8 protein-coding genes are annotated in these 11,925 nt (G+C 70.8%); all 8 read right to left on the reverse strand.

The genetic code is table 11. The features are described 5' to 3' along the window. Positions 1-7: 7 nt before the first annotated feature. The 8 genes from ABLE88_RS08830 to ABLE88_RS08865 all read right to left on the reverse strand — a co-directional run bounded on the left by ABLE88_RS08830 (position 8) and on the right by ABLE88_RS08865 (position 11,259). Complete coding sequence (locus tag ABLE88_RS08830) at positions 8-2,713, reverse strand: nitrate reductase (RefSeq protein ID WP_348831157.1); 2,706 nt, start codon at positions 2,711-2,713, stop codon at positions 8-10. Between the two features lie 55 nt (positions 2,714-2,768). Then, complete coding sequence (locus tag ABLE88_RS08835) at positions 2,769-4,406, reverse strand: sulfite reductase subunit alpha (RefSeq protein ID WP_348831158.1); 1,638 nt, start codon at positions 4,404-4,406, stop codon at positions 2,769-2,771. A gap of 205 nt (positions 4,407-4,611) precedes the next feature. Continuing rightward, positions 4,612-6,378, reverse strand: coding sequence for a NirA family protein (locus ABLE88_RS08840; RefSeq protein ID WP_348831159.1), 1,767 nt, complete (start codon positions 6,376-6,378; stop codon positions 4,612-4,614). Positions 6,379-6,401: 23 nt separating this feature from the next. After that, a complete protein-coding gene (locus ABLE88_RS08845; RefSeq protein ID WP_348831160.1) occupies positions 6,402-7,616 on the reverse strand; it encodes an NAD(P)/FAD-dependent oxidoreductase in 1,215 nt (404 codons plus the stop codon). Positions 7,617-7,642: 26 nt separating this feature from the next. Next, positions 7,643-8,065, reverse strand: a complete 423-nt coding sequence (locus ABLE88_RS08850; RefSeq protein ID WP_348831638.1) for a globin family protein — start codon at positions 8,063-8,065, stop codon at positions 7,643-7,645. A gap of 82 nt (positions 8,066-8,147) precedes the next feature. Continuing rightward, positions 8,148-8,942, reverse strand: a complete 795-nt coding sequence (locus ABLE88_RS08855; RefSeq protein WP_348831161.1) for an ABC transporter ATP-binding protein — start codon at positions 8,940-8,942, stop codon at positions 8,148-8,150. A gap of 10 nt (positions 8,943-8,952) precedes the next feature. Beyond that, positions 8,953-9,852 carry a nitrate ABC transporter permease gene (ntrB, locus tag ABLE88_RS08860; protein WP_348831162.1) on the reverse strand — a complete coding sequence of 300 codons (900 nt, stop codon included), beginning with the start codon at positions 9,850-9,852 and terminating at the stop codon, positions 8,953-8,955. Positions 9,853-9,912: 60 nt separating this feature from the next. After that, positions 9,913-11,259: a CmpA/NrtA family ABC transporter substrate-binding protein gene (locus ABLE88_RS08865; RefSeq protein WP_348831163.1), complete on the reverse strand. Its 1,347-nt coding sequence runs from the start codon at positions 11,257-11,259 to the stop codon at positions 9,913-9,915. Positions 11,260-11,925: the final 666 nt, after the last annotated feature.

The raw sequence follows: 11,925 nt of genomic DNA on the forward strand, positions 1-11,925 counted from the left end.
GGGGACCTCAGGCCGCGACGTCGGCATTCGGTTGAGCGGCGGGCAGCTCGGGTGCGGCCCGCGAAAGAAGCGCGCGGATCTCCGGTACGCAGGAGCCGCAATTGGTGCCCGCCTTGAGCGCGCGGCCCACCGCCGCCGCGTCCGCGCAGCCGGAGCCGATGGCGGCCTCGATCTCCCCCTTCGACACGCCGAAGCAGGCGCACACCAGCGGTCCGTTCGCCGCGCCGTGCCCGGCGCGCCGCCCCGCGAGCAGCACGCGGCGATCCTCCGACGAGACCGGTTGCGGGCCGAGCAGACCCTTCAGCGCGTCGACGTTCGGCCGCGCGCCGGCGGGGGCAAGAAACAGGGCGAGGGCAAGCCGTCCTTCGGCATCGAACGCAGCCGCCCGATAGGCGCCGCCGGCCAGGTCGGTCATCTCCAAGAGGTCTTCGCCGGCCACAGCGCGGAACCAGTCCGCCCAGGCCGTGGGCCCGAGCGTGCCCGAATGGCGCCAACCGAAGCCGCCCGCCAGCGCCGCGCGCGCCCACCAGACGCCGTGAGGCATCGCCATGTCGGAGCGCGCCAGCAGCACGCCCTCAAAGGGAGCCGGCACGGGCGCCAAGCGGATCGGCGTCGCCTTGGCATCCGGCTGGCCGGAGAACGGGTCGGTCAGCGCATGCACGACCGCTCCGATCGGCCCGTGGGAGCAATTGGCGAAGCTCCAGTGAATGGGCGCGAACACCGTCCCCGCCGGCTGGCGCGGATCGGCGCGCACCTCCAGCACCGTCTCCCCCGCGGCGCTCGCCACCCGCGCAAGGCCGCCATGGACCAGGCCGAGGCGCGCCGCGTCGTCGGGATGGACGGCGACGAACGGCGCCGGCTCGTGGGCGGCGAGGCGCGGCGAGAGGCCGGTGCGGGTCATGGTGTGCCACTGGTCGCGCAGGCGTCCGGTGTTGAGCAGCAGCGGGAAGCCCTCTTGCCCCTGCGCCGCCGCGACCGGCGCGGGGACGATGAAGCGGGCGCGGCGGTCCTGGGTGAAGAAGCCGCCGTCGGCGAACAGCCGCGCCGTGCCGCCGCCGCCCGCCGGCACCGGCCATTGCACCGGCTCCAGCGCGTCATAGGCCGCGTCCGAGAGGGTGGCGAGGCCGGCGATGTCGAAGTCGCGGGCGCCGTTGTTCTCGAAGCCCGAGAGCGCGGCGTGCTCGCGGAAGATGTCGGCCGGCGAGGCAAAGGCGAAGGCGTCGCCGAAGCCGAGCCGGCGCGCCACTTCGCACAGCGACCACCAGCCGTGCCGCGCCTCGCCCGGCAGCGGCAGGAAGGCGCGCTGGCGCGAGATCCGGCGCTCGGAATTGGTCACGGTCCCGTCCTTCTCGCCCCAGGCGGCGGCGGGCAGCATCACGTGGGGGCGGCAGGAGGAAGTGTCTGTGGCGATTACGTTTTCGGAAAGGACGAAGAGGTCGAGCCTCGCCAGCGCCGCCCGCACGGCGCCGGCCTGGGGCAGGCTCACGGCGGGGTTGGTGCCCATCACCCACAGCGCCTTGATCTCGCCCCGGCCGATGGCGGCGAACATGTCCACCGCCTTCAGCCCCTCGCGCTCGGCCATCCGCGGCGCCGACCAGAAGCGCCGCACCAGGTCCACCTCGGCGGGAGAAAATCCCATGTGGGCAGCCAGTTGGTTGGCGAGCCCGCCGACCTCGCGCCCGCCCATGGCGTTGGGCTGGCCGGTCAAGGAGAACGGGCCGAGCCCGGGTTTGCCGATCCGCCCGGTGGCGAGGTGGCAGTTCAGGATGGCGCCCACCTTGTCGGTCCCCTGGGCCGCCTGGTTGACCCCCTGCGAGTAGCAGGTGACCACCTTCTCGGTCCCGGCGAACAGGTGGAAGAACGCGGCAACGTCCGCCTCTTCGAGGCCACAGGCCCGCGCCGTCGTCGCGGGAGTCGCGGCGATTTCGCGCGCTGCGTCCAATGTCGCGGCATAGCCTTGCGTGTGGGCGGCGATGAAGGCCGGATCCACCCGTCCGCTCTCGGCGAGATGGACCAGCAGCCCCGCGAACAGGATCGCGTCCGTGCCATGGGCGAGGGGCAGCACCAGGTCCGCCTCGGCGGCGGTCTGGGTGCCGCGCGGGTCGATGACGACGATCTTGGTGCCGCGCTGCGCTCGCGCCGCCTCCATGCGGCGGAACAGCACCGGATGGCAGAAGGCGGCATTGGAGCCCACCAGGACGACGAGGTCCGCCGCCTCCAGGTCCTCATAGCAGCCGGGCACGGTGTCGGAGCCGAAGGCGCGCTTGTGGCCCGCCACCGACGAGGCCATGCAGAGCCGGGAATTGGTGTCCACATGGGCGGTGCCGAGGAACCCCTTGGCGAGCTTGTTGGCGACGTAATAGTCCTCGGTCAGGAGCTGGCCGGACAGATAGAAGGCGACCGCGCCCGGCCCGTGACGGTCGATGATGGCGCGAAGGTCCGCCGCCACCCGGTCGAGCGCCGCCGCCCAGCTGGTGCGCTCGAGCGGGCCGTCGCCGGCGCGCATCATGGGATAAAGCAGGCGCGTCGAAAGCCCGAGCGTCTCGCCCAGCGCCGCGCCCTTGGAGCACAGCCGGCCGATATTGGCGGGATGGGCCTTGTCGCCCTCCACATGGGCGCCGCCGGCGCCGTCCGGCACCACGGCGACGCCGCAGCCGACGCCGCAATAGGGGCAGGTGGTCTTCACCGCGGGCGAAGCCGAAAAGGCGTTCAACGTCCGCTCCCGCGCGCTGCCGGAACCCGCTCTGCCTGAGCCATCGCTTTGCCCATCAGTAGACGTCCGCCTGGTAGCGCCCGGCCTTCTTCAGATCGGCGAGGAAGGCCGCCGCCTTGTCGGGCCCCAGGCCGCCATGGCTGGCCGCCACCTCGGCGAGCGCCGCCTCCACGTCCTTGGCCATGCGCTTGGCGTCGCCGCAGATGTAAAAATGCGCACCGTCCTCGATCCAGGTCCAGAGCTCGGCGCCGGCGGCGCGGATCTGGTCCTGGACATAGACCTTGCGCGCGCCGTCCCGCGACCAGGCGGTGTCGAGGCGGGTGAGGACGCCCTCCGCCTGGAACGCCGAAAGCTCCTCCTCGTAGAAGAAGTCCGTGTCGCGCCGCTGGTGGCCGAAGAACAGCCAGTTCTTGCCCGGCGCCCGGGTGGCGGCGCGCTCGTGCAGGAAGGCGCGGAACGGGGCGATGCCGGTGCCCGGCCCCACCATGATGACACCCTTCGCCGGGTCCTGCGGCAGGCCGAAGCCATGGGCCTTCTGGATATAGGCCTTGAGCTTCGTGCCGTCCGGGATGCGGTCGCCGAGGAAGCTGGACGCCACCCCCAGACGCTCGCGCCCGAACGCGGCGTAGCGCACCTTGTCGACGGTGAGCGACAGCCGGCCCGGCGTCGCGGCCGGGCTCGAGGAGATGGAATAAAGGCGCGGCTGCAGCGGCTCCAGGCATTCGACGAAGGCCTCCGGATCGGGCCGGATGCCGGGGAACTTCTCCAGCGCCGCCAGCACGTCGAGGAGCGCGGCATCGCCGTCGGGGTCCTCGCCGGCGGCAAGGCGCTTCGCCTTGTCCCGGCGCGCGCCGCCGACCAGATAGGAGACCAGCTGGAACAGCGCGTCCGGCGGCGCCTTCAGGCACACCTCGTGCGTCAGCACCTCGCGCAGGGTCTTGTCGGCGATCGGGAAGTCCCAGGGGGCGTGGATCGCGGCGATCACCTGGTCCACCAGCGCCGGATCGTTCACCGGAAAGATGCCGAAGCTGTCGCCGGCCGCATAATCGAGCCCCGAGCCTTCGAGGTCGAAGTCGATGTGGAAGGTCTCCTTCTCGGACCCCTCCTTGTTGAGCCGCCGGCGGCCGAGGAAGGTGACGGTGCCGGGATTGTCCCGCGTGCCGATCGGCGCGGGCGCGGCCGCGGCAGCGGGCGCGGGCTTGGCCGCCGCATCGGCCGCCGCGGGCGCGGGCGTCGCGGCCCCTTCCGTGAGCTGCTTCAGCGCCCGCAGGGTCTCCTTGCCGCCGGGGGCGCAGAGATTGAGCTTGGGTTCCGCGCCCGCGGCGATGGCGGCGGCATAGGTCTCGCAGACATAGCCGCACTGGCCGCAATCCTGCTGCGCCATGGCGGCCATGAGCCGGCGCGGCAGCGGCCGGCCCTCGGCGAGCGCCATGCGCTCGGCCAGCGGCATGGCGGGGTCGTGCCAAGGGGCCCCATCGTCGGCGCCGTCGCCCGCTTCGGCGGCAGGCGCCGGCGCGGAGATGTCCGGCATCAGCGCCGCCGCGTCGCCCGCCGAAAGGGCCATGGGCGCGGGGGCGGCCTCCGAGGAGAGGATGGCGGCGAAGAAGCCGTTCAGCCACGCGCGCTGCTCGTCGGTGAAGGGCGCGCTGTCGGGCAGAACCGGGACGATGGGGGGGCGGGACTGGAGGCTCATGGGTGGGTCTCGGTCAGGGCGCGCGCCATCGGCGCGCCGGTATTGCGCTGGGTCCCGGCTCTCCTTCCACGGCGCTTCGCTCCGTTGCAGTCGGCCGGGACACGCGCCCGCCCTCGCGCCCCGGACGCATGGAGCGCCAGCGGAATGCGAGCCGGGGCCCAGCGCAAACGGTCGCGAAGCGGCTGAATGGAAGGGAGCTGGGGGCTCATGCCGCCTCCGCCAGCGCCCTCAGCGCGTCGGGATCGAGGCGGCGGGTGAATTGGGCGAAGGTCTCCCCCTCGGCGCGGTGGGCGAGCCAGCTTTTCAGCAGCCGTTCCACCACCAGCGGGGCGTCCTCAGCCTTCACGTTCTGGTAGAGCTCGTGGGCGATGGCGGCCGCGCTGCCGAAGCCTCCGCCGACGAGGATGTGATAGCCGTCCACCGTGTCCCCGTCGTCATTGACGGGCACCCGCGCCCCGATCAGCCCGATGTCGCCGATATAATGCTGGGCGCAGGAATGGTGGCAGCCGGTGACATGGATGTTCACCGGCCCGTCGAGGGCGAGCCGCGCCTCGCAATGGCTGAGGATCTCGCGCGCGGTGCCCTTGGTGTCGGCCGCCGCGAAGCGGCAGCCCTTCGACCCCGTGCAGGCGACGATGCCGGCCTGGAGCGGCGTTGCCTTGGTGGTGAGGCCGAGCGCCTCCACGGCGCCCGTCACGGCCGCCACATCGGCATCGGCGACACCGGAGATGAGCAGGTTCTGCCAGACCGTGAGGCGGATGTCGCCGTCGCCGAGGCGGCCGGCAATGTCGGCGAGGCCGCGCATCTGGGCGACGCTCATGCGCCCTGCGGGCAGGCCGACGCCGACGTAGTTCAGCCCCGCCTGCTTCTGCGCATGGACGCCCAGATGGGCGAGGCGGTCCGGCTCGGCGCGCGGCTTCACCGCCGCGGCGGCAAGGCGGGTGAAGGGGCGGCCGAGCTTGTTCTCCAGCAGCTTCAGGAAGCCGTCGAAGCCCATGGCGTCGAGCACGTATTTGAGCCGCGCCTTCTTGCGGTCGGTGCGGTCGCCGGTGTCGATGAAGGCGCGCACGATGGCCGCCGCCACGTCCACCGCCTCCTCGGGCCGCACGACGATGCCGGTGTCGCGGGCAAAATCCCTGTGGCCGGTGATGCCGCCGAGCACGAGGCGCAGCCACACGCCGGGGGCGATGCCGAAGCCGTCCATCACGTCCACCGCCTGGAAGCCGATGTCGTTGGTGTCCTCCAGCGCGCCGATGGTGCCGGCGCCGTCGAACGCGACGTTGAACTTGCGCGGCAGGCCGTACATGTCGCGGCAATTCAGGATGTAATGGTGCCAGGCGCTGGCCAGCGGGCGGGTGTCGAGAAGCTCCTGCGGGTCGATGCCGGCGGTGGGGGTGCCGGTGACGTTGCGGATGTTGTCGGCGCCGGAGCCCTTGGCCGTGAGGCCGAGGGAAACCAGCCCCTCCAGCACGGCGATGCCGTCGGTCGCCGGGATGTCGCGGATCTGCAGGTTGGCGCGGGTGGTGATGTCGCAATAGCCGCCGCCGTGGCGCGCGGCGATGTCGGCGACGCCGCGCAACTGCCAGTTTGTGAGGATGCCGCCGGGAATGCGCATGCGGCACATGAAGCTGTCCTGCGCCGGGGCGACATAGAACAGGCCGTGATATTTCCAGCGCAGCACGTCCTGGCCCTTGGGGAAGACCCCGTCGCGGGCGGCGTGGCGCATGCGGTCGTAGGCGTCGAGCCCCAGCTCCTCGCGCTTGGCCTTCTCCTCGGCCGTGAGCTTCCTGCCCTGCGCCTCGGTGCGGGCCATGGCCCTGTGGCTCGCCGCATCGGGGCCGGTTTGCTCGGCGGCGGGCTGGGCGGAGGGGCGGGCGGCGGGGGCCGCGCCGCGGGCGATCTGCACCGCCTTGGCACCGGAGACGAAGCCTTCCAGATAGCGCTTCTGGTCGGTGGTGAAATCGGCGCCCATGAACGTTCCCTTTCTTCTTCTTGTCAGGCTGCGGCAGCCGCCGCCAGGCGGCCGAAGGCGAGCTCGGCGCGCACCGTGGCGATGGGGGTGCGGCGGGTGATGAGGTCGAGATAGAACGGGCCGTCGGCCGTATCCCCGAACAGCACGGCACCCACCAGCGCGCCGTCGCGGATCACCAGCCGGCGGTAGAGGCCGAGACGGCGGTCGGCGAGGACGATGTCCTCGGCGCCTTCCCCGCCGGCCACGTCCCCCGCCGAGAACACGTGGACGCCGGAGACCTTGAGGTTGGTGGAGACCACCGAGCCGCCATAGCGGGCATCCGCGCCGGCGAGCCTTTGGGCGAGCACCGCCGCCTGCTCGTAGGCCGGGGCGACGAGGCCATAGGTGACGCCGCGATGCTCGCAGCATTCGCCGATGGCGAAGATCGCCGGGTCGCTGGTGGCCAGCGTGTCGTCCACCTCGATGCCGCGTCCCACCTTCAGGCCGGCGGCGCGGGCGAGGTCGCAATTGGGGGCGACGCCGCACGCCACCACCAGAAGGTCGGCGGGGAGGGTGCGCCCGTCCTTGAGCCTCAGGCCCTCCACCCGGCCCGCGCCCGCCACCGCGTCGCTGAAGGCGGAAAGCTCCACCTTCACGCCGCGCGCCTCCACCGCCTGGCGCAGCAGAGCGGCGGCGGGGGCGTCGAGCTGGCGCTCCATGAGGCGGTCCATGAGATGGACCAAAGTGGTGTCGACCCCCGCGCCGGCGAGGCCGGCGGCGGCCTCGATGCCCAGCAGGCCGCCGCCGATCACCACGGCGCGGGTGCCGGGCCGATGGGCGGCCGCCAGCAGCGCCTCGACGTCGGCGAGGTCGCGGAAGGTGTGGACGCCGTCCAGGTCCATGCCGGGCAGAGGCAGGCGGATGGGGCTGGAGCCGGTGGCGAGCACGAGCCGCGCGTAGCGCAGGCGCCGGCCGTCCGCGAGCACCGCCGCGCGGCCCGCCCGGTCGATGGCGGCGACCGGGGTGCCGTATTGCAGCGTCACGCCCATGTCGCGCCACCATCGGGCCGGCTTCATCTGCGCCTCCTCGGCGCGCATGCGGCCGGCGAGCACCTCGGAGAGCAGCACCCGGTTATAGGCGAGGTGCGGCTCGGCGCCGATCACGCACACCGGATGGCGCCCGAGCGCGCGGGCGCTCAGCTCCTCGCAGAGCCGCGCGGCGGCCATGCCGTTGCCGACGATGAGGAGGGGGGCGGCCATGGGGTCGTCCTGGGTCTGCCGGAGGATCAGGCGGCCGGGACCTCCGCCTCGGCGGCGGAGATCATGACGGTGGAGAGCAAGGCGTAGGCGGAGAGCCAGGCGGCCTTCACCGCGGGGGTGAAGGCGTCGCCGAGCCCCTGCTCCAGGGTCCAGATCAGCGCCTCGCCCACCGGCTTGTAGTGGGCGGCCTCCACGCCGTAGGCCACGTGGCGGCGGGCCAGGCCCTCCACCGCGGGCAGGATGGTCTCGAGGTCGGAGAGCCCGGCCACCGCCACGGCGAGCGTGCCCATGAGCTTCCTGCCCTGGCCGGCCATGTCGGCCTTGAACAGCTCCTTCACCTGCGGCGCGATCTCGAACAGGCGGCCGTAGAACAGCGCCGCCGCCTGATCGGCGATGGGCGCCACCTGGCCGAAGGAGGACTGGACGAGATCCACCTGGCTCGGCGTGATTTGGCGCTGAGGCATGATCGGTGCTCCTGGGCTGGCGGACAGGGGAACACCGGTCCCGGCGCGCGGCCGGGACCGGCGCGGCTCAGGCGGCTTCCACGAAGCGGTGGCGCTCGTGGAGGAATTTCAACACCGCCTCGCGGGCCTTGAGGTAGGTGGCGTTGGTCACCAGATCGAGGCGCTTGCGCGGACGGGCGAGCTTCACCTCCAGCACCTCGCCGATGCGCGCCGAGGGGCCGTTGGTCATCATCACGATGCGGTCGGACAGCAGCACCGCCTCGTCCACGTCGTGGGTGATCATGAGGATGGTGTTGCCGAGCGCCGCATGGATCTGCATCACGCTGTCCTGCAGGTGGGCGCGGGTCAGCGCGTCGAGCGCGCCGAACGGCTCGTCCAGCAGCAGCACCTTCGGCTCCATGGCGAGCGCGCGGGCGATGCCGACGCGCTGCTTCATGCCGCCGGAGATTTCCGACGGGCGCTTGTCCTTGGCGTGGGCCATCTGCACCAGATCGAGATTGTGGATCGTCCAGGCGTCGCGCTCGGCCTTCGAGCGGGTGCCGGAGAACACCTTGTCCACGGCGAGGCGCACATTCTCGTAGACCGTGAGCCAGGGCAGCAGCGAGTGGTTCTGAAACACCACCGCGCGGTCGGGGCCGGGGGAATTCACCTCGCGCCCGTCGAGGATCACGCCGCCGGCGGTGGCGTCGGTGAGGCCGGCGACGATGTTGAGCAAGGTGGACTTGCCGCAGCCGGAATGGCCGATGATGGAGACGTACTCGCCCTTCTCGATGTCGAGCGTCACCTCCTTGAGCACGTTGGTGGAGGCGGACCCGCGGGTGAAGGTCTTGTCGATGTGGTCGAGCTTCAGGTAGGCGCCCATGTCGGCCTCCTCAGGAAGCGGCGGTGCCGCGGGTGACGAAGGCGCCGATGGCGGCAATGATGCGGTCGAGCACGAACCCGACGATGCCGACATAGATGAGCGCCACGATGATGTCGCCGATGAGCGACGAGTTCCAGGCATCCCAGATGAAGAAGCCGATGCCGACGCCGCCGATCAGCATCTCGGCCGCGATGATGGCGAGCCAGGAGAGGCCAATGCCGATGCGAAGACCGGTGAAGATGTAGGGCGCCGCCGCCGGGATCATGATCTTCAGGAAGAATTCGATGGGATTGAGCCGCAGCACCGCCGCCACGTTGCGATAGTCCTGGGGGATGTTGCGGATGCCCACCGCGGTGTTGATGATGATCGGCCAGATGGCGGTGATGAAGATCACGAACACCGCCGCCGGCTGGCCGTCGCGGAACGCGGCGAGCGAGAGCGGCAGCCAGGCGAGCGGCGGCACCGTGCGCAGCACCTGGAACAGCGGGTCGAGCCCGCGCATGGCCCAGGTGGACTGGCCGATCAGGGTGCCGAGCCCCACGCCCACCACGGCGGCGAGGCTGTAGCCCACCGCCACCCGCTGGAGCGAGGCGAGGATGTGCCAGAACAGGCCCTTGTCGAGGCCGCCCCGGTCGTAGAACGGATCGGAGATCAGCTCCCAGGAATTCTGCAGGATCGAGGAGGGCGGCGGCAGCGAGGCGCCGGGCGCGCTGCACAGCATCTCCCACAGCGCCACCAGGAAGGCGATCACCAGGAAAGGCGGGATCACGTTCGCCGCCACCATCTTCAGATAGCCCACCGCATTTTCGCCCAGCGGCGGACGCTTGCGCGGCGGCAGGGCCACCACGGCGGCGGGCGCTGCGGCGATGGCCGGTGCCCCTTCGTGCAGTTTGCGGACGGTCATGTTCATCGGGCTCGCTCCGTGCGGCGAAAAGGAGGAGGGGCCGCCCCCGCGGGGGCGGCCCGGCTGTCACGCGATGCGCTTGATGTCGAGCGAGGCGAGGTAGGCCGCCGGGTTCTCGGGATCGAACACCTTGCCGTCGAAGAAGGTCTCCTTGCCGCGCGAGGTGGAGGTGGGGATCTGCGCCGCCGGCACCGAGAGCTCTTTCGCCGCCTCGCGCCACAGGTCCTCGCGGTTCACCTTCTTGATCAGGGCCTTGGCGTCGAGGTCGGCCTCGAACTTGTTCCAGCGCTGGTCCTCGGTGATGAACCACAGATCGTGGCTCTGGAACGGATAGGAGGCGAAGTCGGCCCAATACTTCATGATGTGGGGCGAATTCTTCACCACCTTGCCGGTGCCGTAGTCGAAATCGCCCTTCATGCGGTCGACCACGTCGGCGACCGGCACGTTGATCCACTGGCGCTTGGCGCAGATCGCCGCGACCTCCGCGCGGTTCTCCATCTTCTCGCACCACATCTGCGCTTCCATCACCGCCTTCAGCAGCGCCTTGGCCGCCTTGGGGTTCTTGTCCACATAAGCGGCGCGCATGCCGAAGGCCTTCTCGGGATGCTTGTTCCAGAGCTCGCCGGTGGTGAGCGCGGTGTAGCCGATCTTCTGGTGCACCAGCTGCTCGTTCCACGGCTCGCAGACGCAGAAGCAGTCCATGGTGCCCACCTTCATGTTGGCCACCATCTGGGCCGGCGGGACGACGATGGTCTCGATGTCCTTGTCCGGGTCGATGCCGCCGGCGGCGAGCCAGTAGCGGATCCACAGATCATGGGTGCCGCCCGGGAAGGTCATGGCCGCCTTGATGGGCTTGCCGGAGGCCTTCTTCTTCTCCAGGGCCTCCTTGAACGGCTTGGTGTCGAGGCCGATCTTGAGGTCGATATATTCCTGGCCCACCGAGATGCACTGGCTGTCCAGGTTGAGGCGCGCCAGGATGTACATGGGCGTGGGCACGTTGTTCTGCGTCACCTTGCCGGCCGAGATCAAATACGGCATCGGGGTCAGGATATGGGCGCCGTCGATGCCGTTGCCTTCGGAGCCGAGCACGAGATTGTCGCGGGTGGTGCCCCAGGAGGCCTGCTTGGCGACCGTCACCTCGGTCATGCCGTATTTGTCGAACAGGCCCTTTTCCTTGGCGACGAACAGCGGCGCCGCGTCGGTCAGGGCGATGAAGCCGAGCGTGGCCTTGGTGGTCTCGGGCGCCTCGGCGGCGTGGGCGTAGGGCACGCCGCCGGGGAAGGCGAGGCGGATGCTCTCGAACAAAGCGGCGGTGCCGAGGGCGGCGGCGGAACCTTTCAGAAGCGAGCGCCGGGAGACGCCGGGCGCGGCGGCGGAGACTGAAGCGGACTGGACCTTCGCGTCGTCGCTCATTTTTTTCCCCTCTGGATGGGCAGGCAATCTCGGCACCCGAAACGAAAAAAGCCGCGGACAGCACGACGGCCTACGGCCATCGGTGTCAGCGGCTCTGCTGCGGGTCCCGTCATTGGGACGAATGGGCTGGCGTGGTCGTCGTTGACCACGTACGTCCTTCTCCATTCAAGACGCGTGCCAAGACTGGACGCGGCGCGGCGGCGCGCTATCACGTTGGAACAGATCGAATTTTTCAGAGATTAAAAATTGTGCATCGCCGCCGTCGCCTGCGGGACGTGCAGAAAACGCGGGCAGCTGCCGCCCGATTGTGCGGTGCGAAGAGGGTGGAAGGTGCGGAAGACAGTCTCCGCGGCGCCTGCGGCGCCGTCAGACGGAGCGCGGTTCGCGGCGTGGATGCCCCGGGCAAGCCGGGGGGTGACGATGGTTTGGGACGCAGGGCTGGGGAAGTAGACGCGGCCGATCCGGCGCATGACGGTGTGAGTTTTCCGCGCGGCGTTGCCCTGCCACCGCCGTCGCCCTTCTCCCAGCGTCTCCCTCTCCCCGCCGTCGCCCTCCGGCTTGACCGGAGGGCCCATCTCTCCGCCGGGCGCGCGGCGGGGAGGTCGCTTGGATGCTCCGGTCAAGCCGGAGCATGACGGTGGTTTGGGTTTTCTGCGGCGCGTCGAT

Origin of the sequence: Xanthobacter luteus, from assembly GCF_040049235.1 — a bacterium.
GTDB lineage: Bacteria > Pseudomonadota > Alphaproteobacteria > Rhizobiales > Xanthobacteraceae > Xanthobacter.

Bases quoted from the DNA above. Each gene is read 5' to 3' on its own strand.
- ABLE88_RS08840 (WP_348831159.1), bottom strand. From the start codon at position 6,378: ATGGGCGCCGATTTCACCACCGACCAGAAGCGCTATCTGGAAGGCTTC.
- ABLE88_RS08865 (WP_348831163.1), bottom strand. From the start codon at position 11,259: ATGAGCGACGACGCGAAGGTCCAGTCCGCTTCAGTCTCCGCCGCCGCG.
- ABLE88_RS08835 (WP_348831158.1), bottom strand. From the start codon at position 4,406: ATGAGCCTCCAGTCCCGCCCCCCCATCGTCCCGGTTCTGCCCGACAGC.
- ABLE88_RS08845 (WP_348831160.1), bottom strand. From the start codon at position 7,616: ATGGCCGCCCCCCTCCTCATCGTCGGCAACGGCATGGCCGCCGCGCGG.
- ABLE88_RS08855 (WP_348831161.1), bottom strand. From the start codon at position 8,942: ATGGGCGCCTACCTGAAGCTCGACCACATCGACAAGACCTTCACCCGC.
- ntrB (WP_348831162.1), bottom strand. From the start codon at position 9,852: ATGAACATGACCGTCCGCAAACTGCACGAAGGGGCACCGGCCATCGCC.